24 protein-coding genes, 3 tRNA genes and 1 pseudogene are annotated in these 25,104 nt (G+C 69.8%); 16 read left to right on the forward strand and 12 right to left on the reverse strand.

Annotated features, from left to right (window positions below):
- The first annotated feature begins 4 nt into the window (after positions 1-4).
- The 3 genes from ACFY2Q_RS06915 to ACFY2Q_RS06925 all read left to right on the forward strand — a co-directional run bounded on the left by ACFY2Q_RS06915 (position 5) and on the right by ACFY2Q_RS06925 (position 2,291).
- Positions 5-823: an MOSC domain-containing protein gene (locus ACFY2Q_RS06915; protein WP_387128222.1), complete on the forward strand. Its 819-nt coding sequence runs from the start codon at positions 5-7 to the stop codon at positions 821-823.
- A 62-nt stretch (positions 824-885) separates the two neighbouring features.
- Entirely contained in the window at positions 886-1,218 is a 333-nt protein-coding gene (locus ACFY2Q_RS06920) for a hypothetical protein (RefSeq protein WP_387128223.1), read from the forward strand.
- 53 nt (positions 1,219-1,271) lie between these two features.
- Complete coding sequence (locus ACFY2Q_RS06925) at positions 1,272-2,291, forward strand: expansin EXLX1 family cellulose-binding protein (RefSeq protein WP_387128224.1); 1,020 nt, start codon at positions 1,272-1,274, stop codon at positions 2,289-2,291.
- 4 nt (positions 2,292-2,295) lie between these two features.
- On the opposite strand, the gene ACFY2Q_RS06930 is transcribed toward ACFY2Q_RS06925, so the two are convergent.
- The 4 genes from ACFY2Q_RS06930 to bcp form a co-directional block, all read right to left on the reverse strand.
- Positions 2,296-2,823: a GNAT family N-acetyltransferase gene (locus ACFY2Q_RS06930; RefSeq protein ID WP_387128225.1), complete on the reverse strand. Its 528-nt coding sequence runs from the start codon at positions 2,821-2,823 to the stop codon at positions 2,296-2,298.
- A 103-nt stretch (positions 2,824-2,926) separates the two neighbouring features.
- Positions 2,927-3,000 (reverse strand) — tRNA-Leu (locus tag ACFY2Q_RS06935).
- Positions 2,991-3,587 carry an HNH endonuclease gene (locus ACFY2Q_RS06940; protein WP_306272622.1) on the reverse strand — a complete coding sequence of 199 codons (597 nt, stop codon included), beginning with the start codon at positions 3,585-3,587 and terminating at the stop codon, positions 2,991-2,993. Before ACFY2Q_RS06940 ends, ACFY2Q_RS06935 begins: the two co-directional genes overlap by 10 nt.
- A gap of 30 nt (positions 3,588-3,617) precedes the next feature.
- Positions 3,618-4,094 carry a thioredoxin-dependent thiol peroxidase gene (bcp, locus tag ACFY2Q_RS06945; protein ID WP_387128226.1) on the reverse strand — a complete coding sequence of 159 codons (477 nt, stop codon included), beginning with the start codon at positions 4,092-4,094 and terminating at the stop codon, positions 3,618-3,620.
- Positions 4,095-4,259: 165 nt separating this feature from the next.
- On the opposite strand from bcp, the gene ACFY2Q_RS06950 reads away from it, so the two are divergent.
- From ACFY2Q_RS06950 to ACFY2Q_RS06965, 4 genes are read left to right on the forward strand one after another with little or no spacing between them, the layout of a single operon-like run.
- A complete protein-coding gene (locus ACFY2Q_RS06950) occupies positions 4,260-4,976 on the forward strand; it encodes an energy-coupling factor ABC transporter permease (RefSeq protein ID WP_387128227.1) in 717 nt (238 codons plus the stop codon).
- Complete coding sequence (locus tag ACFY2Q_RS06955; protein WP_387128228.1) at positions 4,973-5,395, forward strand: PDGLE domain-containing protein; 423 nt, start codon at positions 4,973-4,975, stop codon at positions 5,393-5,395. The genes ACFY2Q_RS06950 and ACFY2Q_RS06955 overlap by 4 nt, the downstream gene beginning before the upstream one ends.
- Before the next feature lie 15 nt (positions 5,396-5,410).
- Positions 5,411-6,181 (forward strand): cobalt ECF transporter T component CbiQ, encoded by a 771-nt coding sequence (gene cbiQ, locus ACFY2Q_RS06960; protein ID WP_387128229.1) that lies wholly within the window; start codon positions 5,411-5,413, stop codon positions 6,179-6,181.
- Complete coding sequence (locus ACFY2Q_RS06965) at positions 6,178-6,948, forward strand: energy-coupling factor ABC transporter ATP-binding protein (protein ID WP_387128230.1); 771 nt, start codon at positions 6,178-6,180, stop codon at positions 6,946-6,948. The genes cbiQ and ACFY2Q_RS06965 overlap by 4 nt, the downstream gene beginning before the upstream one ends.
- A gap of 303 nt (positions 6,949-7,251) precedes the next feature.
- Here the strand turns inward: ACFY2Q_RS06965 and ACFY2Q_RS06970 are convergent, their stop codons facing one another.
- The 4 genes from ACFY2Q_RS06970 to ACFY2Q_RS06985 are packed head-to-tail and all read right to left on the reverse strand — an operon-like array spanning position 7,252 to position 10,175.
- Positions 7,252-8,334 (reverse strand): hypothetical protein, encoded by a 1,083-nt coding sequence (locus tag ACFY2Q_RS06970; protein WP_387128231.1) that lies wholly within the window; start codon positions 8,332-8,334, stop codon positions 7,252-7,254.
- On the reverse strand, positions 8,331-9,047 hold the full coding sequence (locus ACFY2Q_RS06975) for a DsbA family protein (protein ID WP_387128232.1): 717 nt from the start codon (positions 9,045-9,047) through the stop codon (positions 8,331-8,333). Before ACFY2Q_RS06975 ends, ACFY2Q_RS06970 begins: the two co-directional genes overlap by 4 nt.
- Positions 9,040-9,564, reverse strand: coding sequence for a MauE/DoxX family redox-associated membrane protein (locus ACFY2Q_RS06980; RefSeq protein ID WP_387128233.1), 525 nt, complete (start codon positions 9,562-9,564; stop codon positions 9,040-9,042). Before ACFY2Q_RS06980 ends, ACFY2Q_RS06975 begins: the two co-directional genes overlap by 8 nt.
- A gap of 32 nt (positions 9,565-9,596) precedes the next feature.
- Complete coding sequence (locus ACFY2Q_RS06985) at positions 9,597-10,175, reverse strand: sigma-70 family RNA polymerase sigma factor (RefSeq protein ID WP_387128234.1); 579 nt, start codon at positions 10,173-10,175, stop codon at positions 9,597-9,599.
- A gap of 202 nt (positions 10,176-10,377) precedes the next feature.
- Between ACFY2Q_RS06985 and ACFY2Q_RS06990 the strand changes: the two genes are divergently transcribed.
- The 3 genes and pseudogenes from ACFY2Q_RS06990 to ACFY2Q_RS07000 form a co-directional block, all read left to right on the forward strand.
- Positions 10,378-12,042, forward strand: coding sequence for a copper resistance CopC/CopD family protein (locus tag ACFY2Q_RS06990; protein ID WP_387128235.1), 1,665 nt, complete (start codon positions 10,378-10,380; stop codon positions 12,040-12,042).
- Between the two features lie 17 nt (positions 12,043-12,059).
- The gene (locus tag ACFY2Q_RS06995; RefSeq protein ID WP_387128236.1) at positions 12,060-12,797 is read left to right on the forward strand and encodes a YcnI family protein; all 738 of its coding nucleotides are present in this window, start codon (positions 12,060-12,062) and stop codon (positions 12,795-12,797) included.
- 675 nt (positions 12,798-13,472) lie between these two features.
- Positions 13,473-13,928: pseudogene (locus tag ACFY2Q_RS07000) on the forward strand (hypothetical protein); the annotation flags it as partial.
- A gap of 128 nt (positions 13,929-14,056) precedes the next feature.
- Here ACFY2Q_RS07000 and ACFY2Q_RS07005 read toward each other — a convergent pair.
- Positions 14,057-15,334, reverse strand: a complete 1,278-nt coding sequence (locus ACFY2Q_RS07005; RefSeq protein WP_387128237.1) for a glycosyltransferase family 87 protein — start codon at positions 15,332-15,334, stop codon at positions 14,057-14,059.
- 72 nt (positions 15,335-15,406) lie between these two features.
- Between ACFY2Q_RS07005 and orn the strand changes: the two genes are divergently transcribed.
- Together orn and ACFY2Q_RS07015 are read left to right on the forward strand one after the other, a co-directional pair.
- Positions 15,407-15,997: an oligoribonuclease gene (gene orn / locus ACFY2Q_RS07010; protein ID WP_387128238.1), complete on the forward strand. Its 591-nt coding sequence runs from the start codon at positions 15,407-15,409 to the stop codon at positions 15,995-15,997.
- Between the two features lie 168 nt (positions 15,998-16,165).
- Positions 16,166-16,238: transfer RNA gene (locus ACFY2Q_RS07015), tRNA-His, on the forward strand.
- Between the two features lie 110 nt (positions 16,239-16,348).
- On the opposite strand, the gene ACFY2Q_RS07020 is transcribed toward ACFY2Q_RS07015, so the two are convergent.
- Together ACFY2Q_RS07020 and ACFY2Q_RS07025 are read right to left on the reverse strand one after the other, a co-directional pair.
- On the reverse strand, positions 16,349-17,638 hold the full coding sequence (locus ACFY2Q_RS07020) for an Ig-like domain-containing protein (RefSeq protein ID WP_387128239.1): 1,290 nt from the start codon (positions 17,636-17,638) through the stop codon (positions 16,349-16,351).
- Positions 17,639-17,888: 250 nt separating this feature from the next.
- Complete coding sequence (locus tag ACFY2Q_RS07025) at positions 17,889-19,163, reverse strand: Ig-like domain-containing protein (protein WP_387128240.1); 1,275 nt, start codon at positions 19,161-19,163, stop codon at positions 17,889-17,891.
- 186 nt (positions 19,164-19,349) lie between these two features.
- Between ACFY2Q_RS07025 and ACFY2Q_RS07030 the strand changes: the two genes are divergently transcribed.
- The 4 genes from ACFY2Q_RS07030 to ACFY2Q_RS07045 all read left to right on the forward strand — a co-directional run bounded on the left by ACFY2Q_RS07030 (position 19,350) and on the right by ACFY2Q_RS07045 (position 23,765).
- Positions 19,350-19,425 (forward strand) — tRNA-Lys (locus tag ACFY2Q_RS07030).
- Positions 19,426-19,868: 443 nt separating this feature from the next.
- Complete coding sequence (locus ACFY2Q_RS07035) at positions 19,869-20,702, forward strand: hypothetical protein (protein ID WP_387128241.1); 834 nt, start codon at positions 19,869-19,871, stop codon at positions 20,700-20,702.
- 190 nt (positions 20,703-20,892) lie between these two features.
- A complete protein-coding gene (locus ACFY2Q_RS07040) occupies positions 20,893-22,797 on the forward strand; it encodes a hypothetical protein (RefSeq protein WP_387128242.1) in 1,905 nt (634 codons plus the stop codon).
- A gap of 293 nt (positions 22,798-23,090) precedes the next feature.
- Entirely contained in the window at positions 23,091-23,765 is a 675-nt protein-coding gene (locus tag ACFY2Q_RS07045) for a YdcF family protein (RefSeq protein ID WP_387128243.1), read from the forward strand.
- Positions 23,766-23,771: 6 nt separating this feature from the next.
- On the opposite strand, the gene ACFY2Q_RS07050 is transcribed toward ACFY2Q_RS07045, so the two are convergent.
- Positions 23,772-24,998 carry a helix-turn-helix domain-containing protein gene (locus ACFY2Q_RS07050; RefSeq protein WP_387128244.1) on the reverse strand — a complete coding sequence of 409 codons (1,227 nt, stop codon included), beginning with the start codon at positions 24,996-24,998 and terminating at the stop codon, positions 23,772-23,774.
- Positions 24,999-25,104: the final 106 nt, after the last annotated feature.

Genomic DNA, 25,104 nt, shown 5'->3' on the forward strand with positions numbered 1-25,104 from the left:
CCGGGTGCGGCTGAGCTCGATCCACACGTACCCCGTCAAGGGCTGTCACCGCCTCGACCACGACGGCGCGTTCGTGCAGCCGTGGGGCCTGGCCGGCGATCGGCGGTGGATGGTGGTGGACGCCGACGGCGTCGGCGTCACCCAACGGGAGACCACCCGCCTGGTCGGTCTGCGCGCCACAGTGCACCCGGGCGGCCTGACCCTGCGCGCCGACGGGCAGCCCGACCTCGACGTGCCCGAGCCGGCCGGCGGCGACCCGGTCCCGGTGCGAACCTTCCGCAGCCGGAAGATCCCGGTGCCCGCGCTGCAGGCCGGCCCGGCAGCCGACGCCTGGCTTGGCGCGCTGCTCGGCCGGCCCGTGCGGCTCGTCTGGCTGGCCCGGCCGGCCCGGCACCTGGCCGCCGACGAGCGCGACCACGACACCGGCGACCAGGTCAGCTTCGCCGACGCCTACCCGCTGCTACTTGCCAACGCCGCCTCCCTGCACGCCCTCAACGGCTGGCTCGCCGAGGCCGGCGAGCCAGCCGTGCCGATGGCCCGGTTCCGGCCCAACCTGGTCGTCGACGGGGCGCCGGCCTGGGCCGAGGACGACTGGGTCGGCCGGTCACTGCGTATCGGCGACCTGCGGTTGCGCGCCGCCGGGCCGTGCGACAGGTGCGTGGTCACCACCACCGACCAGGAGACCGGGGTACGCGCGAAAGAACCCCTGCGGACACTCGCCCGCTACCGCACCGTCCGGCAGAAGCTGCTCTTCGGACTGCACCTGGTGCCTGTCGACAGCGGCCCCCTGCACGTCGACGATCCCATCGTCATCGAACCCTGACCTGCCAGGCCTTGCCCCGCTCGCGACCCCGATCGATGATTGTCGAATCTGGAGGTGACGCCATGGTGGCCCTGCATCAGCCCCGGGTGGCATGGGACGCGGCCCGGGTGCTCGTCGGCGCGACACACGACGACGACCTGTTCGACTGGCTCAGCGTCCAGGTGGGCGACCTGCTCGGGCCGACCTGCCAGGAGTCGCTCGACCGGACCCGGGACCAACTCCGGCACGACCCCGACGGCGCCCGCGCGTCGGTCGAGACAGGACTGTGGCGGGCCCGCCTGGAGGACGTGCTGCGCGCCCGACCAGGGCTGGCGGGCGAGTTGCAGAGCCTCACCACGCTTACCGCCGGTCTGCTGCGGGAACGCGCCGGTCACCGTCCGTCGATGCTGTCTTAGCTTTGCCTTAGCGGGCTTGTCCGGCCGTCAACGGGTCCGGCAGCATCGCCGACGTGACGGACGGAAGCACTCCCGGCGGTGTCGACAGCACCGACGTCGACATCGAACTCGACCTGGACGCTGCTTCGGACAACCGGCCCGCGTCCGCGCCCGGCCCGCTGCCCTGGCTGGTCGCCACAGGCGTCACAGTCCTCGCGGCGGCGCTCGGACTCACCCTGGCCCTGCGCTCCGGCTCCACCCCGGCCTGCGCGGCCGGCCGGACCCTCGCCGCCGCACCGCCCACCGGCACCGCCACGCACAGCGGCAAGGCCACCTTCTACGACTCCAACGGCGGCGGCGGCAACTGCTCGAACCCGGCAGCCCCGGCCAACCGGCTCTACGTCGCGCTCGGCCCGACCGAGTACGCCGCAGGTGCCGCCTGCGGCGGTTTCCTCGACGTCACAGGCCCGAAGGGCGCCGTCCGCGTCCTGATCATGGATCAGTGCCCGGAGTGCGAGCCCGGCCACCTCGACCTGTCCCGGGAGGCGTTCACCCGGATCGCCGACCCGGTCCAGGGCATCGTCCCGGTCACCTACCGTGCCGTGGTCAACCCGCCGCTGCCCGGCCCGCTCACCTTCCGCATCAAGGAGGGCGCGTCGCGGTTCTGGTTCGCCGTCCGCGTCGGCAACCACGGCAACCCCCTGCGCGCCGTCGAGGTGCGCCAGGGCACGACCGGCCCGTGGCGGGCGACCGCCCGGCAGGACTACAACTACTGGCTGCTGGCCTCCGGTGCCGGTCCCGGCCCGTTCAGCGTGCGGGTCAGCGACGTGTACGGCCACCAGGTCACCGTGTCCGGCATCCGCATGACGCCCGGCCAGGTGCAGACAAGCGTCGTGCGGATGTACGAGCCCGGCACCGCTCGCGCGAGCACGCGTCCGCCCACGTCGGCCCGCCCGGCCCCCACCCGACCCGCCGGTACGCCGACACCCGCCCGCCGCCCGGCCGAGGTGGCGCAGGCGGACGCGTCGGTCACGCCGCCCGCCGAGACGCCGTCCACCCGCCCGACGAGGGCCACCGCCCGCTGGTGTGGCTGAGCGGTCAGTTGGCCGACGTCAGGTCGAGCCACATGAGGATCTCGTCCCGGTCGTCACCGGCTGCCACCCGCAGCGCGCCCGGCAGCCGGCCGATCTCGCGGTAGCCCAGGCGGCGGTAGAACCCGTCCAGCCCCAGCCCGTCCCGCACCGTCAGGTGCAGCGCCTCGTGACCCAACTCCCGACCCAGCCGGGCGGCCTCGCGCATCAGCGCCGATCCGTAGCCCGTGCCCTGGGTGTCCGGATGGACCATCACCCGCTTCAGCACACACCAGTGCGCCTTGAGTGGGAACCGGTTGTCGCTGAAGACCAGCACCGCCACCACCCGGTCACCGTCGTACCCGACCAGCAGCCGGTCCGGCCCGTCGGCGATGCCGGCGAAGGTCGGATCGGCGATCGTGCGGACGTCGGTGGCGGTGACCGGGGGTACGAAACCGACGGCCCCACCGGCGTTGCTGACGTCCACCCAGAGGGCGACGATCTCGGCGCGCAACTGCGGGGTCAGGTCGGGGTCGAGGACGAAACGCAGACTCACGGCGCCAATCCTGGCTGGTCAAGCACCCGATCGGCTCAGGGTTGTGACCCGGCCGACAGCTGACGCCTGTCGAGCCGCGCAGCCTGGTCAGGCCGCGATGAGGTGGGGCCGACGGGATTCGAACCCGCACTGGTGCGGACCTAAACCGCATGCCTCCTGCCGTTGGGCTACGGCCCCTTCGCGCGGTACTCCACCAGGGTCCACGGCCATTCTTGCCGCGCGGGCAAGCGCCTGCCGATGCGGAAGCCGGTCGGAGTAACCGCATCAGGATCGTAGACCACCGCGGGCTCGACGAGGGCAGGCCGTCTCTGGCCGGCATACGTAGATGTCTGGCTGTGACAGTTGGGGCACAGTAGTCGGAGATTGCGTGGCCTGTTGTCGAGGAAATCGCCGTTGATGTGGTCGACGTGCAGCGTCAGCTTGCCCCCTTGCCACGTCGAACCGGTACCGCACACCTCGCAGTTCTCGGGGAGACCGATTGTCGCCAGGGCGCGCTTGAGTCGGAAGCCAGGGATCCGGCGGGAGCCCTCAGGTAGCACCACCAGCAGTTCCGCAGGGGACATTCGACGCCATCGCACGCCCCGGTTGTGCGCCTGGCCCGTGAAGTGCGACGTGTCGATGCCGAAGCGTTTGAGCTGGCGGCTGATGTGCGCGTGCGAGCCGCCGCTGACGCGTACGCCGAGCAGCCGCATCACCTCGGTGATGTTGCGCGCGGCGGCGGCTGCCTCGGCGAGCGCCTCAGGCGTGTACTTGTATCGGACCACTGACGCACGGTAGCGATCCGGTGTGACAGGTCAGTCCAGGCCGAGGTCGCGGCGGAGCTTGGCGACGTGCCCGGTGGCCTTGACGTTGTAGAGCGCGCGTTCGATCTTGCCGTCGGCGTCGATGATGAAGGTCGAGCGGATCACGCCGGTCACGGTCTTGCCGTAGAGCTGCTTCTCGCCGTACGCGCCGTAGGCGATGAGGACGGCCTTGTCCTCGTCCGACACCAGCGGGAAGGTGATGGCGTCGCGCTCGCGGAACTTCGCCAGCTTCGCCGGCTTGTCCGGGGAGATGCCCACCACCTCGTAGCCGGCGGCCTGGAGCGAGGCGAGCGAGTCGCGGAAGTCGCAGGCCTGCTTGGTGCAGCCGGGGGTCATCGCCGCCGGGTAGGCGTACAGGACCACCTTGCGGCCGCGCAGGTCGGCCAGGGAGAGCTGGTCGCCGGTGTCGGTGGGGAGGGTGAATTCGGGTGCGGGGTCACCGGGGGAGAGGCGGTCGGGCGCGGTCATGGCCCGACCCTACCGCCGGGGAGCTGATCGTCGCCGCCACCGCCGCGCGGCAACGAGAGGTGAACAACAGCATGCGTTGTTGCAAGACTCTGGCAACAACAACTCCCAGGAAATAGGCTGACCCCGCCGGCCCGGGACGGGGTCCGCTGACGCGTGGGAGGTCGCGTGGAAACGCTTGCGATGCACATCTCGAACGGGATCATCAATGGTCCCGTGGCGGCGGTCTTCGCGGCACTGGCGCTCGCCGCGCTCACCGTCTGCGTCCTGCGCGGGCGGCGGGATCTGGACGACCGGCTCGCCCCGATGGCCGGCCTGGTGGCGGCGTTCATCTTCGCCGTACAGATGCTCAACTTTCCGATCTTCACGGCCGGCGTGAGTGGTCACCTGCTCGGCGGCGCGCTCGCCGCGATGCTCGTCGGGCCGTGGGTCGGCGCGCTCTGCGTGGCGGTGGTGCTCGTCGTGCAGGCGTTGATCTTCGGTGACGGTGGCGTGGCGATGCTCGGCCTCAACATCACCAACATGGCGCTGCTCGGCACGGCCGCGGCGTACCTGCTGATCTCGGTTCTGTTGCGGGTGCTGCCGCGCACGCGGGCCGGCCTGGCCGTGACCGCGTTCGTCGCGGCGCTTGTCAGCGTGGTCGTCGCGTCGCAGGGCTTCGTCCTGCAGTACTGGCTGGGTGGCACCACCGACCTCGGCGGCAACCTCGCCGGCCTGGCCGGCACGATGGCCGGCGCCCACGTGCTGATCGGCATCGGCGAGGGCCTGATCACCGCGACCACCGTTCTCACCGTGGCGAAGGTGCGCCCCGACCTGGTGTACGCGCTGCGTTCGCTGCGCACCCCCGCCGCCCCCACCGTCCCGGTCGCCGGAAGTGTCCGATGAAGAACCGTTCCTGGGTCTTTCTGGCCGGCGGCCTGCTTGTCGCGCTGCTGCTCGCCGGTGTCGTGAGCAACTACGCCTCGTCCCACCCGGACGGGTTGGACTCCTCCCTGCTCAAGGGCTGCACCGTCGACGCCGACGACAACATCGTCGGCGGCAGTTGCCCCGCGCAGCAGGCCCGGGAGCACGAGTTGGGCGACAGCCCGCTCGCCGACTACGGCGTCCGGGGTGTGGAGAACAGCTTCGTCTCGACGGGCCTGTCCGGGGTGCTCGGGGTGCTGGTGACCTTTGCGATCGGCGCCGGCGGCTTCTGGTTGCTGCGCCGCCGGGGCACCACGCCGGCCGACGGCGACGCGACGACGCCCGCCGAGGGCGACGCCGGGTCCGCCGACGACCGACGCCACGTCGGCACCGCCGGCTGATCAGGGGGTACGCGGATGGGCGCCGGTCACGGGCACGTGTTGTACCGCGAGTCGGACTCGCCAGTGCACCGGCTCCCGCCCGAGGTCAAGATCGTGGCGATGGTGGTCTTCACGGTCGCCGTGGTGGCCACCCCGCGCGAGGCGTTCTGGGCGTTCGGCGCGTACGCCGTGCTGGTGGTGGCGGTGGCCGCGCTGGCCCGGGTGGGGCCGCGCTGGCTGCTGACCCGGGCGTTGATCGAGGTGCCGTTCGTGCTGTTCGCCGTGGCGCTGCCGTTCCTCGGCGCCGGTGAGCGGGTCGAGGTGCTGGGGCTGCGGCTGTCCGAGGACGGGCTGTACGGGGCGTGGAACATCCTGGCCAAGGGCACGCTCGGTGTCCTCGTTTCGCTGCTGCTCGCCGCGACCACCACCACCCGTGACCTGATCGTCGGATTGGACCGGCTGCACTGCCCGCAGGTGTTCACCCAGATCGCCACGTTCATGCTGCGGTACCTGGACGTGCTTGTCGGCGAGGCGCGGCGGATGCGCGTGGCCCGTGTCTCGCGGGGTGACGACCCGCGCTTCCTGTGGCAGCTGCGCGGCTTCGCCGCCGGGATCGGTGCGCTGTTCCTGCGGGCGTTCGAACGCGGCGAGCGGGTCTACCTGGCGATGCTGTCCCGGGGCTACACCGGGCGGATGCCTGCCGTGTGGCAGGGCGACGGCGCGGCGACCGCAGGCCAGTGGCTGGTCGCGGCGACCGTGCCGGTGGTGGCGGCCTCCATCGCCGCCGCCGCCGTCGTGCTGACATGATCGGAGCTGTGCCTACCGCTGTCTCGCTTGACGTTCGTGGCGTTCGGTACGCGTACCCCGATGGGCACGTGGCCCTGCACGGGGTGGACCTGACGGTGCCGCGCGGCGACCGGGTGGCGTTGTTGGGGCCCAACGGCGCCGGCAAGACCACGCTGGTGCTGCACCTCAACGGCATCCTCACCCCTACGCAGGGCAGCGTGAGCGTCGGCGGGCTGACAGTCACACCGGACCGGGCGACCCTGTCCGAGGTGCGCCGCCGGGTGGGCATCGTCTTCCAGGACCCGGATGACCAGCTCTTCCTGCCAACGGTGGCCGAGGATGTGGCGTTCGGGCCGGCCAATCTGGGCCTGCGCGGGGCAGAGCTGGCCGCCCGGGTGGACGAGGCGCTCGCCGCCGTCGGGATGAGCGAGCACCGGGACCGGGCGCCGCAGCACCTGTCCTTCGGGCAGCGCCGCCGGGTGGCGGTGGCGACAGTGCTCGCCATGCACCCGGAGATCCTGGTGCTTGACGAGCCGTCGTCGAACCTGGACCCGGCCGCCCGACGCGAGCTGGCCGAGATCCTGCGCGGCCTGCCGGTGACCCTGCTGATGGTCACCCACGACCTGCCCTACGCGGCGGAGTTGTGCGAACGCTCAGTGATCCTGGACGGCGGCCGGATCGTCGCCGACGCCCCGACCCCGGCCCTGCTGAGCGACCAGGCCCTGCTGGCCCGCCACCGCCTGGAACTCCCCCACGGCTTCACCCCAACCCCCCACCCACGCCCCTAACCCCACCCTGCCCCGCGCGCCCCAACCCTCCCTCCCGCAGCCCTCCCGACCCTCCCCGCCCGCCCTCCCGCGATCTTGCACTTTCGGTCGCCCTTATGCGGCTTTCGCGCTAAATGCGGGGGCAGAAAGTGCAAGATCGCGGGAGGAGTATGGGCCGGAGCGCGCGCGGGGCCGGAGCGCGGGCAAGATCACGCGGCGCGCGGCGCGCGGCGCGCGGCGCGCGGCGCGCGGCGCGCGGCGCGCGGCGCGCGGGGTGACCGCGGGGCGCGGGCGTGCGGGATGGGCGCGGGCGTGCGGGTGGGGTCAGGTCCGGGTTCGGGTTCGGGCTGAGGTTCTGGAGGCGGCGTGTAGGCGTAGGACGCCGGCGGCGGTTGCTCCGGCGCCGGTTATCAGAGCCACGGCGATCATGATTCGGGCGATCTCGGCGGGCCAGGGGACCGGGGCGATGGATCGGGCGAACACGGCCGCGTTCGTCACCCCGGCGAAGAGGGCAAGGCAGGCGCCGGCCAGCGCCACCGCGAAGTCGGCGGCTGGGCGGCGGGTCAGCGCGTACGCTCCGGCGGCGAGCGCGCCGAGGCCGGTGAGCAGTGACCAGAGCTGCCCGCCCAGCAGCCCGACGAGGACCCCGCCCACGCCCTGGGCGCCGGCGTCCAGTTCCCGCCCTACCGGGTACACCACGGCGACCGCGCCGCCGACGATCAGCAGCCCGCCCAGCGCGGCAAGTCCTCGGGCGCCGGCGGGCGCGGCGGCGGCGAGCAGGCCGAGCGCCCCCACCGCGAGCGCCCCCACGATTGTCACCGCCCACCAGGTGTACGCGTCCGGCGGTGGCACCCAGTCCAGCGTGCCGCCGATCGTCGCGGGGTCGGCGCCGTCGCGTAGCGGGATCGTCCAGTCCCGGACGCGGTGTTCGCGGTCGGGCGCGGCGCGTACGGCTGCCGGGGGTGACGACTCCTGCCAGAGCGCCCGCTGGTCGTGCCAGCGCACTGTGGTGCCGTCGTCGACGCGTCGCCAGGAGGGCGGGGCTGCCGGGTCGGCGTCGGCGGGAAGGGTGGTGTCCCCGGCGAGGGTGCGGTTGAGGTATGTGGCGGGGGAGCGGCTGTTCTCGTAGACGCCGTCCGGGCCGACCCGCAGGTACGGCTCGCCGGAGTAGCCGATCACCTCGATCGGGCGGCCGGTGTGGTTTGTCAACTCCAGTCGGGCGCCCGCCTCGATCACCCGTACCTCCAGACCGGGCCGGGCGGGCGTGACGCCTGTGACGCGTGTGCGGTAGTCGGTGCCGTCCGGGGCGTCCGCGCCGTGCGCCGCGGCGGGCGCCGCGGTGAGCAGGGTCGCCGCGCAGGCGGCGGTGGCGACCAGGCCGGCTCGGGCCAGCAGGGTACGGATCACTTGCCGGCCGCCGCCACGGCTGCGGTGAGGCCCTGCGGGCTACGGTCGGCGAGCGGCTGACCGTTGACCAGGATGGTCGGCGTGCTGGTGATGTTGTCGCGGCTGGCCTCCTCGGTGACGTGCTCGGTCCACGTCTTGTACGTCCCGTCCTTGACGCAACTGCCGAACGAGGCCCGGTCGAGGCCCACGCCGGCGCCGATGTCGATCAACTCGTCGTCGCTGAGCCCGGCACTGCCCTCCGGTGGCTGCTTGGCGAAGAGCGCCTTGGCGTACTCGTGGAATCTGCCGCCGGCGGCGGCGCAGCCGGAGGCGGCCGACGAGCGGGTGGAGTACGCGGTGGTGGAGAAGCGGTTGAGGTACGCGACGGGGTGGTAGACGATTTTCGCCTTGTTCTCGGCGGCCAGTTGCTCAAGGGTCGACCCGCTGGTCTGTTCGAACTGGTTGCAGGCCGGGCAGAGGAAGTCCTCGTAGACGTCGACGGTGACCGGTCCGCCGCCGGTGACGATGCCGGTGCCGTCGGCGTTGGCGCCGGGCGGTGTGGTGAAGTCGTCCGACTGTTGGCTGGACAGGGCGGCCCATCCGATCAGGCCGGCGATCACCAGCACGGCGACGGCGGCGGCGGAGATCCAGATGGTGCGGCGGCGGCGTCGTTCGCGGGCCAGTTGTTGGCGGACGACCCGGGCCGCGTCCCGCTGTCCTTTGCGACTACTCATCTTCGTCCTCCACGTCCGGTTCGGCGGACAGCCACCCGTCCACCGAGACGGGCGTACGCGGCCAGATCAGCAAAAATCCGGCCATAACCAAGAATCCCAGGTCCCGCAGGATCTCCGGGAGGTAACTGGGTGCCTGTCCCTCGGCGAGCTGCCCACCGCTGCCGAAGCAGCCGCAGTCGATGGCCAGGCCCCGCGTCCACGCCGAGGCGATGCCCACGATGAAGACCACAAGCAGGGCCGCGGAGACAGCCGCACTGAGCCGGGTGGCCAGCCCGAGCAGCAGCAGCACGCCCAGGGCCAGCTCGACGAAGGGCAGTGCGGCGCCGATCACGGTCGCCACGTCGTACGGCATCACCTGGTAGGCGTTCACGGCCCGGCCGGAGGCGGCCAGGTCGCCGACCTTCGACGCGCCGGCGACCAACCAGACGGCGGCGAGGCCGAGCCGGGCCGCGATGCCGAGCCACTGCCGCACGAGCGCCCAACGGCCGGCCCGGGTGGGGGGTGCTGTCACTGTCATTTGTCGTCCCGTCTCCGCCGGAAGTTCCGGGCTCAGCCGGTGAGGGCGTCGCCGACCGCCTGGACGAGTTCGTCACGGGCCCGGGCGACCCGGGAGCGGATGGTGCCCACCGGCACCCCTTCGACGGCGGCGGCCTCGGCGTACGACAGGCCGTGCAGTTGGGTGAGCACGAACGCCGCGCGTCGCTCGGGGCTCAACCGGCGCACGAGGTCGGTGGCGCCGAGTTGCCCGGCCGGGTCCGGATGCGGTTGGTCGGTGTGCGCGTTGACGGCCAGCCGCTCGTCGAGGCGGCGGCGACGGATCACCGTGCGGAGGTGGTCGGCGCAGGCCCGCCGGGCGATGCCGAGCAGCCAGGTGCGGGCGCTGGAGCGACCCTCGAACGCCGGCAGGGCACGGAACGCCCGCAGGTACGTCTCCTGGGTGAGGTCGTCGGCGGTGTCCGGGCTCACCAGTGCGGCGGCGAACCGCCAGACCTCGGCCTGGGTCAGCCGGACGAACGCGGCCTGAGCGGCCGGGTCGCCGTCGCGGGCGGTCAGCGCCCACTCGGTGGCCTCGTCCCGGGCGGGGTCACCGGCCGGACCGACACCGAAGTCACGCGGGACGGGGATCACGAAAAACCAGGTTACGCGGCGCCCGGCGTGCCGTTAGGGTCCTTCGACCCGTGGATGGTCTGCACCACGTCGGGAACTTTTTCCCGACTGGCGCCGACTACCTGCGCATGACACGCGATGCCGTACGCGCGGCGCTGGCGGCTGAGCGCAATTGAGCCGCCTGCCCGACTCGGGTCGCCGACACCCCGGTCCGTCGGCGACCATGGCCGGCATGACTGTCGCCCCTCGCCGCTGGATCGCTCGGCTGGCCGTCGCCGCCGGCCTCCTGGTCACTGCCGTCGCCCTGTTGATTGCGCCAGCCACCCCGGCCAGCGCCCACGCGGTGCTGTCCCGCACCAGCCCGGCCGCCTCTTCGGTGGTGCCGAGTGGGCCGGCCGAGGTGGTGCTCACGTTCAGCGAGTCGGTCCGCAAGGTTCCCGGCAAGATCCGGGTCATCGCGCCGGACGGCTCCCGGGCCGACAGGGGTGAGCCGTCCTTCGACGGCGGGGTGGTGACGATCCCGGTGGATCCGGCCGGTGAGCGTGGCACCTACCTGGTGAGTTTCCGGGTGATCTCCGCCGACAGCCACCCGGTCTCCGGTGCCTTCACCTACTCGGTGGGCGCGCCGTCGGCGGCGCCTGTCGACTCCGGGGTCGACAGTCGCGCCGACCCGGTGGTGGGCAACGCCGTGAAGGTGGCCCGTTTCCTCGGCTACGCCGGTCTGGTGCTGCTGGTCGGGCCGGTACTGGTGCTCGCCGCGCTGTGGCCGCGCCGGCTGTCCCGGCGGGGGCCGACCCGGCTGGCCTGGACCGGTCTCGGTCTGATCGCCGTCGCCACCCTCGCCGACCTGTGGTTGCAGGTGCCCTACACCGCAGGTGGCGGCCTGTTCGAGGTGACCGGCGAGGGGTTCGGCAGCGTGTTCGGCAGCACCTTCGGCGCCGCCCACCTGGTGCGGCTCGGTCTGCTGGCGGCGGCGGCGTTCCTGCTGCGGCCGCTGCTGAGCGGGCCGGTCGGCCGGACCGACGCGATCATCCTGGCGGTGCTCGGTGGCGCCGCCCTGCTGACCTGGCCGCTGGCCGGGCACCCGGCGGCCTCCCCGGCGCCGGCGGTCTCCGTGGTGGTCGACGCGGTGCACCTGGGCAGCATGTCGGTCTGGCTGGGTGGCCTGCTGATGCTCGCCGTCTTCCTGCTGCGGCAGGCCGACGAGCGGGAGTTGGGTGCGATCCTGCCGATCTGGTCGCGCTGGGCAGCCCTCGCCGTCTCGGCCCTGCTGCTGGGCGGCATCGTCCAGGCGCTGATCGAGGTGGGCAACCTGGACGCCCTGTTCTCCACCACGTACGGGCGGCTGCTGCTCGCCAAGATCGGGCTGTTCGCTGTGGTGATCGCCGTTGCCGCGTACTCCCGGCAGTTGGTGCGGCGGCGCACCGCGGCGCAGCAGCCGGTGCCGGTGCGCCGCGCGGTCCTTGTGGAGTTGGCGGTCACCGTCGTGGTGCTGGGCCTGTCGGCGACCCTCGTGCAGACCACGCCCGCCCGGACCGCCGTGTCCGAGCCGTCCGGCACCCAGGCCGGGCTCTTCACCGCCACGCTGTCCAGCTCGCTGTTCACCCTCCAGGTCGAGCTGGACCCGGCCGAGCGGGGCAACAACTCGATGCACCTGTACGCGTACACCAAGGACAACCAGCCGCAGAAGGTCGCGGAGTGGCGGGCGACCGCCGCGCTGCCCTCGGCCGGGATCGAGCCGATCGAGGTCCCGCTGCTGCCGCTGACGGACAACCACGCCTATGGCGACATCAGCATGCCGGCCGCCGGCGAGTGGCAACTGAAGATCACCGTCCGTACGTCCGACATCGACCAGGCCACGGTGACCGCCACCGTGCCCATCCGTTAGAGAGGTTCACCAAGCCCATGACCCGTCTCCGGCGTACCGCATCCGCCGCTGCCGTCCTGGCGTTCGCCGCCGTCGCCACCGCCGTGCTCGGCTTCGCCGGGCCGGCGTCGGCCCACGTCACGGTGAACCCGAAGGAGGCGACCCAGGGCGGCTACGCCCGTGTGGCGTTCCGGGTGCCCAACGAGAGCGACACCGCGTCGACAGTCAAGCTGGAGGTGGTGCTGCCGGAGAACGCGCCGGTCGGCTCGGTGTCGACAATGCCGGTGCCCGGCTGGACGGTGGCCGTGGAGAAGCGCAAGGTGGACCCGCCGATCGAGGTGCACGGCAGCCCGATCACGGAGGCGGTGTCCAAGCTGACCTGGACGGCCACCGGCGACGCGGGGATCAAGCCGGGCCAGTTCCAGGAGTTCCCCGTCTCGATGGGGCCACTGCCGCAGGTCGAGTCGATGGTCTTCAAGACCCTCCAGACGTACTCGGACGGCAACATCTCGCGCTGGATCGACGAGCCGGCGGCGGGCGGCGAGGAGCCGGATCACCCGGCGCCGGTGCTCACCCTCACCCCGGCGTCGGCACCGTCGGCGTCGGCGTCGGCCGCACCCGCCGCGTCGGCCGTCGCGTCCGACGATGACGACGACGAGGGCGAGGGCGCCGCGATCGGCCTCGGCGTCGCCGGTCTCGTCGCCGGCCTGGCCGGCCTGGTGCTGGGCGGCCTCGCGTTCGCCCGGACCCGCCGGGAGCCGGCCGCCAAGTCCTGACCCGTCGCTCACCCGCTGGCCCGCCGGAGTTCGTTTCCGGCGGGCCAGCGCGCTTCTCGCCGGACCGGCACCAACCGTGCCGTGGATATCCCCTGATCAGGCCGCTTACGTCGGTAAGGTCTGCCGGGTATCTGGCTACGGAGGGGGACGGTGCGAATGCGTTTCGTGCGGGGGATCGCCGGAGTGCTGCTGTTGGTCGTGGGGATTCCGGCGCTCTTCGTCGGTGGTGGGCTCTGGCTGGTGACCCGGCACGCCGACCCCGGCGGTGCCTTCACCGCTTCGTTCGAGACGGTCCGTACGCCCGGCCACGCGGTCGTGGTGACCGACCTCGAACGCCTGCTGCGGCAGGAGGCACCGTTCACGCGCGGCGCGCAGACCCAGATCCGGCTCGACGCCCGTACGTCCGACGGCCCGGCCTTCGTGGGCCTGGCGCCCACCGCCGAGGTACGCCGATGGCTGGAGCCCGTGCCGTACGCCTCGGTGCGCCGGGTGGCGCTGGCCCGGGGCCCGCTGCCGGTCCGCACGGACCCGGCCGGCTCGGCAGTCGCCGGGGCGGCTGCGGTTGCGCCGCTGGGGCACACGTTCTGGGCGCGTGAGGGCATCGGCTCGCTGCAGTGGAGCGCCGCCGACCTGACCGGCGAGCCGATGAGTCTCGTGGTGATGCGCCCGGACGGCGGGGCGGACCTGACCCTGGACCTGCGCGCCGAACTGCGGGCGGGATGGGTCGGCCCGGCCACCTGGGGTCTGCTGGCGGCGGGGGTGCTGCTGGTGGTGGGCGCGGTGCTGCTCCTGCTGCGTCCACCGCGTCCGCGCGAGGTGGTCTTCGTGGTCGAACCGGACCAGGTGCCGGTGCTCGCCGGCCGGCTCGGGGTCAGCTCGCTGAGCGGCCTGGGTGCTGTCGGGCCGGTCGACGTCGCCCCGTCGTTGCCGAGCGTTCGGCAACTCGTCCCGGTCGGCTCCGGTGCGGGTGGACGACCCCGGTCGGCGATCGGCGCCCAACCGGCCCGACCTGCCACCCTCGCCGACCTGGATCCGCCCGCCGGGTCGCCCCGCCCGCCGGAGGTGACGTTGAGCCTGGCCTGGCCTCCGGCCACCGTGGAGCCGACGGCCCGGCCGGCGCCAGTGGACTGAACGGCGCCAGTGGACTGAACGGCGAGTGGCCCTCCGCGCTGCCGACGCGGAGGGCCGCCTTCACCGGGGGATCGGTGCTACCCGAGCGACGCTTGAGGTAGGTGTGACCAGATTAGCGCCGATAGCGGCTAGTGGGGAGTCCTGTCCATTTGGTGCGACTTTTCCACGGGCCGGGTCGTGCGGACCGCGCGCACCGGCAGGGCCACGAGCAGCAGCAGGCACAGCAGCACGTAGGTGTTCTGCGTGACGAAGTCCACCGGGTCGTGGGTACGGACCGGGTCCGTCCCCCACTTCTGGAACGTCACCACGCCGTAGACGATGACTGCGGTGGTGACAAGCGCGAGCCCGGCCAACCACCCACGCCGGCGTATCTCGTCCGGTCGGTCGGCGCTCAACGCCGCGTCCAGGAGCAGGATTACCGCCGGCACGAACCAGAAGATGTGGTGGGTCCAGGTGATCGGGCTGACCAGCGCGCCCACCAACCCGGTCAGGGTCAGGCCCGCCAACAGGTCACCGGCGCGAGCGGCGCGGGCCGCCCGCCACAGCCCGTAGCCGGCCACCACTGCCACCAGCAGCAGCCACAGCAGCCGGTCCGGCTTCTCCGGCGCGGTGAACCGGCTGAGCAGACCGAACAGCGACTGGTTGCCGACGTAGTCGGTGCGACCCACCCGGTCGTTGTCCCACAACTCCCGCGTCCAGAACCGCCACGAGTCGCCCGGCGCGATCGCCGCCGCGAGCAGGGTCGCCGCAGCGGCGATCGCGCTCGCCACGGCTGCGGCCCGCCACCGCCGGGTGGCCAGCAGATAGACGATGAAGATGCCGGGAAAGAGCTTGAGGGCCGTCGCCAGCCCCACCCCGACCCCGGCCCAGCGCCTCGCCTGCGGTACGGCGAACAGCAGGTCGGCCAGGATCAGCACGACAAGCAGCATGTTGATCTGCCCGAAGGTGATCGTCTCGCGGGTGCTCTCCACGGCCATCACCAGCAGCACGGCGACGATCAGTGTGAACGACCGTGGCAGGCCGTGCCGGGCGATCACCGGCAGGACCAGCCAGCGGGTGGTCACCACCACGGCCAGCACCGTGAGCGCCGTGAAGATCGTCACGGTGACGCCGAGCCGCAGCAGGCCGAACGGCCAGAGCAGCAGCGCGCTGAACGGCGGATACGTGAAGTACAGCTCGCCCTGCACCCGATCCGGCTGGACGTAGTCGTAGAGCGGGTGACCCGCCGTCCACCAGTCCATCGCGGACATGTAGATCTTCAGGTCGAAGAAGTTGTGGACCAGGCCGGGCAGGTAGAGCGCCGGCAGCACGGCGAGCAGCGCCACCACCGCCACCAACCGACGGACCGCCCGGCCGCCGGGATCGTCCTCGGTGACGGCGGGCGGTGCGACTGGTTCTGCTGGCACCCCGAAACCCTAGCGGTCCTCTCGGCCGAGAGCGCGCAGCCGCGGGGCGTGGGCTGCGCGTAGGCTGTCCCGGTGGCTGATCTCCTCGTCTGGATCGACTGTGAGATGACCGGTTTGGACCTCGGCAGGGACAAACTGATCGAGGTTGCGGCACTGGTCACCGATCCTGACCTCAACGTGCTGGGTGACGGTGTCGACGTGGTGATCCACGCCGACGAGGCCGCGTTGGAGGGGATGCCGGAGATCGTCCAGACGATGCACGCCAAGTCCGGCCTCACCGAGGAGGTCCGCCGCTCGGCGGTGACCCTCGCCGAGGCAGAGGACCTGGTGCTGGAGTACGTCACAAGCTTCGTCAAGGACCCGCGTACCGCGCCCCTGTGCGGCAACTCGATCGCCACCGATCGGGGCTTCATCGCCCGGGACATGCCCCGCCTCGACGCGCACCTGCACTACCGCATGATCGACGTCTCGTCGATCAAGGAACTGTGCCGCCGCTGGTACCCCCGGGTGTACTTCGGTCAGCCGCAGAAGGGCCTGGCGCACCGGGCGCTCGCGGACGTCCGAGAGAGCATCCGGGAGTTGGAGTACTACCGACGCACCCTGTTCGTGCCGCTGCCCGGCCCGGATGTCGAGACCGCCAAGGCGATCGCCGCCGATCTCTGACCCGCAGCGAAGGAAGGGCACCTTATTAACGGCTGGTGCATAGGAAGGGTCCCCTCCTAACACCTGTCGCAAGGTGGAGCGGGCAACCCAGTGGACGTGGTTGGCGTGGGTATGGCTATTATTGGTCCGCACCCCGCCCGGGGCGATCGACCGGGTGGTGGCGGCGTGGTGGCTGTAGCTCAGTTGGCAGAGCACCGGGTTGTGGTCCCGGTTGTCGTGGGTTCAATTCCCATCAGTCACCCAGCTAGTGACACAGCTCAGGCCCCCTCCTCGGAGGGGGCCTGAGTCGTTGTCGGGGAAGTGCGGCGACGGGCGCCCCTGCACGGAGGCGGCGCCCGTGGTCGCGGTGGCTCAGGCGGTGGGTGTGGGTGACGGGGTGCCGGCACCGTCCGGGGCCGTGGTGGCATCCGGGTCGGCCGGCGGCTCGTACGGCAGGGCGCTGCCCTTGACGTACTCGTCCCAGCTCATGTTCCAGTCCGTCCAGCCGTTGCCGTTCTGGAGCTTGCGCTCGGTGCCCTTGACCGTGATCGGGTCGCCGATCTGGGTGTTCTTGAACAGCCACTCGCCGTTGGCCATCGACACGTTAACGCAGCCGTGCGACACGTTGACGCTGCCCTGCTGGCCCTCGGACCAGGGGGCCGCGTGGATGAACTCGCCACCCCAGGTGAGGCGCTGCGCAAAGTCGATCTTCGTGCGGTAGCCGTCCTCCGGGCCGAGTTCCTCGAACGTGTCGAAGACCGTCTTGCGCAGCTTCTCGATCACGATCATCGTGCCGCTGGACGAGGGGGTGCTCTTCTTGCCCAGGCTCACCGGGATGGTCTTGACCGTCGAGCCGTTGCGGGTCACAGTCATCCGCTTGGTCTTGTTGTCGACAGTCATGATCACCGAAGCGCCGATCTTGATGTCCACGCTGAGGTCGGCGCGGCCGTACCAACCGTCACCCATCGGCAGGCCACCGGCCTGCACCCGGTAGGAGACCTTGCTGTCGGCCTTCCAGAACTCCTTCGGCCGGTACCGGACCTCGGTGGGGCTGACCCAGTGCCAGATACCCTCCTGGGCCGGCGTCGAGGTCACCGTCATCCGGCGCTGCACGTCGTCGCGGTAGTCCTCCGGAATGCCCCGGCTGAACTTCACGATAAGCGGCATCCCGACACCAACGACCTGGTTGTCGCCGAGGAAGCTGCTCACGCGGATCTGGTTGTTCGGCTTGGTCATCGTCGTGAAGGTGCTGGTGGCGGTGGCCGGCTTGCCGTCGTCGCCGGTGGCCGTCACCGTGGCCGTGTAGCTCGTGCCGTACGCCAGGGCGCCGGCCGGCAGCCAGGTCTTGCCGTCCGAGGACAGGGAGCCCTCGACCGCCTTGCCGGCCGCGTCCTTCAACTCGACGGCGGTCTCCACCGCGTCCTTCGTGGTGAAGGTGATGCCTGTGGACGCCGGCACGTCCTTCGCGTCGGTCGCTGGCTCGCTGATCGTCGCCGCCGCCTTCGGCGCCGTGCTCTCGCCGCCGCCCTGCCAGGAGGACGGCTTGCCGCCGCCACCGTCGGTGCAGGCGGAGGTCAAGGCCAGCGCCGCGGCGAGAAGCCCCGCCGCGAACACGCGGCGTCGCCCACCGGGCCGGATCAGCTGGTGCTGGCTAGCTCGCATGATTCCCTCACAGTCGTGGTCCCTGCCCCATCGTCTCTTACAGACGTGTCAGACCTGGTCCCGGTTGCCGAGGGTAAACCGGAACACGCCGATGATGATGTCGGAATCTTGCTATTATCGGCGATTCGTGAGCCTGACTCGCCTCCGTATCGGGACGGAGGGCCGCCGCCGGCACCTTCGCGCCAGGGCATTGCAAGGGTACGCGCCGACCCCCGCCTCGGGCGGGGGCCGGCGCGTACCGTCGGATCACTCAGAGCGCGGGGCCGAACCCACCCTCCGGCACCGGCAGGGCGCTGCCCTTGACGAAGTCCGACCAACTCAGGCTCCACGCCGTCCAGCCGTTGCCGGCGGCCAGCTTGCGCTCGGTGCCCTTCACCGTGATGGGGTCACCGATCCGCGTCTTCTCGAACAACCAGCGGGCGTTCGCCATCGACACGTTCACGCAGCCGTGCGAGACGTTCTGCCGTCCCTGCACGTGCTCCGACCAGGGCGCGGCGTGGATGTACTCGCCGCCCCACGTGAGCCGCTGGGCGAAGTCGATGTCGGTGACGTAGCGGTTCGCCGGGTTCGGGTCGTTGCGGGTGTCGAAGACCGTTGACTCCTTCTTCTCCATCACCACCATCGTGCCGCTCGACGACGGGGTGCTCTTCTTGCCCAGGCTCACCGGGATGGTGCGGACAAGAGCGCCGTTCTCGTACACCGTCATCTTCTTGGTGGCGTTGTCGACCTTCATCTCCAGCGACCGACCGATCTTGGCGGTCGCCTTGCGGTCGATGTCGCCGTACCGGCCGTTGCTCAGCGGCACGCCGGCCAGCGCGATCCGCACGGTGATTGTGGTGCCCGGCTTCCAGTACTCCGGCGCGCGGTAGTACGCCTGCGTACCGTTGTCGACCCAGTGCCACGCCCCCGGCTGCGGCGGGTCGGTACGGACGAACATCCGCTTCTGCACCGCGGCCCGGTCCTTCTTCGGGATGCCCGGGTGGAACTCGGTCACCACCGGCATGGCCACGCCGTAGCTCTTGTCGTCGAAGAGATACAGGCCCGAACCGATCGTCGACTTCGGCTTGGCCATCGTGGTGAAGGTGCTGGTGCCCTGGCTGGTAGTGCCGTCAGACCCGCTCGCCGTCACCGTGGCGGTATAGCTGGTGCCGTACTTCAGCGGAGCGTTCGGCACCCACGCGGAGCCGTCCGTGCGCAGCTTGCCCTCCACCGTCTTGCCGTCCGCGGCGGCCAGCGTCACCGCTGACACCTTGCCGCCGTCCGGCAGCTTGGCGCTGATCTCCGTGCTCACAGGCTTGTTCTTCGTGCCGTTGGCCGGGCTCAACGTCAGGGCCGGCCCGCTCGGCGCCGCGGGCGTCGACGGCTCGGCCGTGCCCGGATCGGCGCCGGCGCTCGCCGGGGCGCTCGCCTCGATCCCACCAACGAATTCCGGCTTCTTCTGCTCGTCGCCGCACCCTGTCAGTGCCAACGACGCAGCCAGGGTCAGAGCGCCCACCACCGCCCCGGCTCGCGTGAACCGTGCCATCCCCACCTCTGTTCTCGCGTACCTGGCGGACATCGTGCCGTATCAGCGCCTAGCCCCATGCACCCATCTCACAGGCGCTGACGGATTTGGGGAGTTTTGACCGGTAAGCTCGACCGAAGGGGGGACCCGGGTAACCGGATTGGAGCCCGGTTCAGCGGGGTGCTAATGTTCTCTCCGTTGCCACGAGCGCCGCTAGCTCAACTGGCAGAGCAGCGGACTCTTAATCCGCGGGTTCGGGGTTCGAGTCCCTGGCGGCGCACCAACGAGCAAGGCCCTGACCTGGTGGTTCACACCGGGCCGGGGCCTTTTTCGCGTCTGCTGGCGGGCGGTGGTGGCTCGGTGGGTGCTCGGGAGCCCGTGGACCGGGGTGGTGCCGGTGGGACGCGGCGGGGTGCTCCGGGACGCCGGTCGGTGGCTGTGGCGCGGGATGGTCGGGCGGCCGGGGTTGCGGCTGTCGGTGGTTCCGGATCGGTTCGATGGGCGGTTCCCGAATGGGATCGGAGCCGGGGTCCGGCGATCTTGGCGGAGCGCGGTATGCCGGTTCTGCGGCTTCCGTCGTCAACTCTTCGGCTGATTCGGTGAACAGTGATCATGGAAAACGTCTCACAAAGCCCGTTTTGAGGGTGCGGGAGTTCCCTCGGGGGCCACTGCAACGACGAGGCACCGGCATGGTGGGGCGTCGGCGGAGTGGAGGATCATCGATGGGTGGCCGGTGGTCGTGAGCTGTCTCCTCGGCGGTGGCGGATCCTGTCGTTCCTGGCATTGCACGGCTGGGCCACCACGAGCGACATCGCGGTGGCGGCGGGGGTGCCGCGGTTGACCGCGCACCGGGACCTCACCTGGTTGCACACCATGGGCTTGGTGGGCCGGGAACGGTCGGCGGAGGACCGGGCGCACGCCTGGTGGTACAGGATCACCGGGGAGGGCACCGAGCTGCTGGATCGTGATCTCGTCTTGTCGGGGCGGCCGGTGCCGTTGCGTCTGGGTCAGCGGGACTGGGGTGCGGCGCACTACCTGCTGTTCCTGCCGCTGCTCGCGGTGTCACGCCAGGAGCCCGCTCGGTATGGGCTGTTCCAGTGGTTGACGACATTGGACACGTCGGTGTGGCTGCGGGAGCGTGGCTTGGCGCATCTGCGTGCTGACGGGTACGGCGTGTGGCTGCAGGACGGTCGGTGCCTGCGATTCCTGGTGCACGTCGATCCCGGCCCGGTTGGTGACGTGATCGCCGAACGAGAGGGGTCAACTGCCGGGCTCGGTGCTGTTTTGGCTGGCTATCGGCGCACGGACCCGGTCTTGCCGGTCGGCGTGGTGCTGGTCATCGCTCAGGACGCGGCCCGGGAGGCCAACCTGGTCGCTGATCTGGTGAGCCGGCCGTTGCGGGCACCGATCGCGATCACCACCGTCGACCTGCTGCACCACCACCGGCCGCACGAGCAGGTGTGGAGGATCCCGGCGGCGGGCACCGCACGTCACCGGCTGATCGACCTCCCTCCTCCAGCCGGAGCTATCGCCGTTGATTCGAAGGTAGCTGGGCCGTAGTAAGCGAATGCGTGGGAGCCGCCATGGCTCTGGCACCCTGAGGAGCAAGCATCGACCGTGTAGGTATCCGCTTCTGTCGATGAGAGTGAACTCCCGCAACTATGGGTTTATCGATCGCACGCATGGTCCAAGACGAGACAGACACTGTCGGCCGTTATCTTTCAGCATCTGCCGTACGTATGGTGGACTGGTGGAAATGCCTTCCAGCGCAGTGCAAGCCAGTTGGCTTGACGAGTTACGTGACGCGTCTAGATGGGTCAATCATGATCAATGGTGGGCGAGCGAATACACCGTAGACATCTCGCTGGCATTAGTCGAGCTGCGAGCATGGCTGAGTCATTTTAGGCCATATGACAACAAGCAAAAGTCCGGCTGGATTTCTGTGATCTCGGATTTCAAACGAGCCAGCATTTTCGTCGGCCCTCACCTTCGCACAGCGTTAGAGCCGGAACTTAGCACGCTGATTTCGGAAGTGGGAGCACTCCCAAACGGATTGGAAAAAGATAAACCTGCCGCGTCGGCAGTGGCGGGCTCCCGCGCTTCAATGACCGCAGAGGCGCTCAACGCGAAACTTTGCACCCCGACATCAGTGGCTGCAGCCTGGCGTGACGTCGCAGATGATTGCAGGGAATCTGCGACAGACTTCGATGATGCGTCACAACGACGAGATCTTTTCTGGCGAATTGTTGTTGCTTCAGGCGCCAACCGGCGAGAGGTTGCGAACGTCGTAACGGGAGTTCTAGGTAACAGCGCTTCCAGCGTGCACGAGGCGAAGCGGAGACTTGGCGACACATCCGCGCCGCGCCCCAGCCGTAACGAGAATTCCAATCTCAGTGAATCCGAGAAGGTCGAACTCTGTGCACAATTCTTGGCGGCACCGCCAAGGGTGGGCCGCCATGTCGTATGGCTCGCTTTCGATAAGGCGAGGATTCCTTCCATGGTAGTAAATTTCGGCGCCGTCACGTTCTACTGGGGCGAACTATTGAAGAGCCTTGTAGAAGCACGCAAGAATGATGATCCCCGGTTTCCCGTCGAATTGACCCGCGCAGACCCTTGGTTTACCATCGAAGATTTCGCGGAAGAACCGGACGTTGTATATGCGCGGGTGGAATTAGGGTCTGCCGCACTACACGATGCGCCAGCGATGGCCTCGAGGTTGGCGGAGGGTGCCGTATCTATTGGCAAGTTCTACGGTGGCGCCACCAAGAACTGGAATGCGATGAGCGGGTTCCTGCATTTCGTCGATGATGAACTCTTCAGCATGTCCCCTTTCACTCCTTCATTCGAGATGCCCGGACGCGACTTGAGCATCGATTACACAGGCGACGAGATCGACGCCAAGGGGCAAACGATTGGCGCTTCTCTGACGCCATCCAACGGCGATATGTTAACAGTTGTCGATGCCGTCCAGCTGTGGCGGGAGGCATCTGATCAGCAACCGGCGGCGGCGATTGCGCAATATGTGCAGATCATCGAGCATATAGCATCGCGCGTAGATCATTATGCGTGGTATGAATACCTTCAACTCAATATGCGATTCCGATGGATTCGAAGCAACATCGAAGGTGCGCTCGGCGAAACGGCCTACCAGGCAATACATAGACTGGATACTGAAACGGGACTCACCGCTCATGCGAAAGAGTCGCTCAGGAGGCGCGTACTCCAATATCGCGATGGAACTCGATCTATCAACATGCTGGAAGCGGTTGCTGTTCTCCGGGAGATCGATGTGGCCCTGTCGCCATTCACGCTGATGGCCAGAAGGGTGCGGTCGCTCGTAAGGTGGCTGGCCTCCCCGGCAACCATTGCCGATAGGTGCGATGTGATTGACTTGGAATGGGAGCTGACTCGCGCTCGCCTGCAGCGAATCAGAAACTGTGTGGCGCACGGTGGCCCTCTGAGTGAAGCTGGCATGCGCAGTGTCAGCGCGTTCAGCAGGCAGCTCGCCGCATGGTCGATTTCGGCATGCATTTCTGGCGTAGCGGATAAAGGAATCATCGAGGAGCATGCGGATCGAAAAAAGGCGAGTGATGACTGGCGCGCTGGGATCCGCAGCTCGCCTAATTCAGGCATAGCATTATTTCCGCGGAGTTGACGACCTGCCGAAGCGTGCCGTGCTTACTCTCATGCCGCAGATCGCGCGGCTCGCTCCCCGCTCGGTACGGCCGTCCGCGAGGCCAGCGAGATGGCGTTGTGGGTTCAGGTACCCGAGCTGGCGCCGACGGAACGAGCGGCTTGCCGATGGTGCTGATGGTGTCGGCCGTGCCTGAATGTCCCCCGGTGGACAGAGGAGCTGTAGTTGATCTGGATCGGCCTGCCCTACGCTGACGCCATGAGAAAACGGGGCGTGAGTCGAACTCCAGCGCTTGCCCTACCTGGCGGGCGCTGATGGATCGGCAGGCCGCGGTGGCGACTCACGTGCTCCCAGACGAAGCCCGTGCTGACGTGGAGACGCTGTGGCGATACCACGACATGCATCACAAGCTGCGCCCATGCGACGTGGGCATCGGGCTTGGCAGCCATGACCTCGGCGTTGCGGTTATCGCAACGCGGCTGTTTCAAGCGGGCCTGTTCCCACGGATTGTTTTCACCGGTGCGAACGCCCCGACCACAGTCGAACGGTTCCCGCGTGGAGAGGCGGCGCACTACCGCGATTACGCCGTTGACCAGGGTGTGCCCCCGGAAGCGATTCTTGTGGAGCCGCGTGCCACGAACACCGCCGAGAACCTCGAGTTCTCCCGTGCGCTCCTGGCCGAACGCCAGATTCCAGTGCAGTCGGTGCTGATCATGTCGCGGCCCTACCAGCAGCGTCGGGCTTACGCCACCTGCCGGCTGATGTGGCCGGAGGTCGAGGTGGTGTGCGCGTCGAACCCGCTTGAACTGGACGACTACGTGCGCAGCATTGGCGACCCGCGGCGGGTGGTGGACATGCTGGTCGGCGACACGCAGCGGATCGAGGTGTACGCCGAGCGAGGGTTCGCGATCCCGCAGGAGATGCCGGACGAGGTGCGGGCGGCCTTCGAGCGCCTGGTGGCGGCTGGCTACACGAGCCGGCTGATCTGAGCCCAGCTACCAGCGCGGCCCACCCGACCGGACGCCCATCCGGTCGCTGAGTTCGACGGCCAGTCGAGGCGGCCGAGGGCGGGTGAGGATGTCCCGGAGAAGGTCGCGGGAGAGCTGGTGGTAGCGCACCTGGTCAGGGCCGATGACCTCGGCCTCCAGAAGCGCGGCGAGCGCGTCGTCGATGCGGTTCCACCGGGCAAGGGCTCGGGCGGTTTCGATGGCGTGCCGGACCTGCCGCTCGACGGGCACGGTGCTGGTGTCGAGTGGGGCGCCGATGGCGATGGCGCGCTGCACGTCGCCGAGTTCCATCGCCACGGTGGTCTTGTGGATCGAGACGTTGGTCGGCCCGAACGCGGTCCAGACGTGGTTGCCATCGGCACCGAGCCGCTGTGCGGCGGCATCGGCCTCGGCGATGTGGGTGTCGGCCGAGGCGCGATCGTCGTCTCGAGCGGCGGCCAGCGCGCAGACGAGGTGCAGGCTTCCGTAGACCGACAGCAGCTGCGGAGTCGGCTTTGCCAGCCGTGGTTCCAGAAACTGCGCTGCGGTGGCGGCGAGGCCGCGGGCCTGGGCGTACTCACCGATGGACGCCAGCGAGTGCGCGGCGGAGCGGCTGAGTGAGCCGATGACGGCGTGATCCTGGCTAAAGTTGGCGGCAGCCAGGCCCCGGCTGGCGGCGGTCCACGCGAGGTCACCTTCGCCGAGCTTGGTGAGGAACAACGCGGCGAGCTGGTGGGCGTATGCGGTCATCGCATGCGCGCGCTGGCCGTCGTCTCCGTCGTACGCCTCGGTGGCGGTGAGGCAGTCGTGGATGAGGTAGGGCAGCCGGCGGGCGAGGGTGCCGTACCGCGAGTGCTGGTAGGCGCTCCAGATCTCGGCGACGTCGTTCTCGATCTCGCGCAGAGCGGGAGCCTCGACGTCTCCCGTGCTGGCCAGCGCTGGCGCGAGGTGACGATAGTCGTGAAGCGCGGCCCGCAAGGCCGGGATGGTCTCGCGACCTGAGTCGTCCGACCACTCGAACAGGCTTGGCGCACCGATCAGGTCGCCGAGGGACACGTCGAGGGCCTTGGCGATCGCGCGGATGACTGACAGCCGGTCCAGGTCGGCCCGGTTCGTCTCGACTTTGCGTAACCACTCCTGCGTCTTGCCGACCAGACCGGCCAGCACCTCCTGGGAGAGCCCTCGTCGACGCCGGTAGAAGGCGACGCGCTGGCCGATCGTCATGTCGTCCGTCATCCCTCGCACACCATCACCCTGCCCGCTGAAGGCCGCCGGACCCGGTACGGATTTTCCCGGTCCTCCGGACGGACCGCCCCTACGTTCAGTTCACCCCGGATCACCG

It is taken from the genome of Micromonospora sp. NPDC000316 (assembly GCF_042898885.1).
Classification (GTDB): Bacteria; Actinomycetota; Actinomycetes; order Mycobacteriales; family Micromonosporaceae; genus Micromonospora.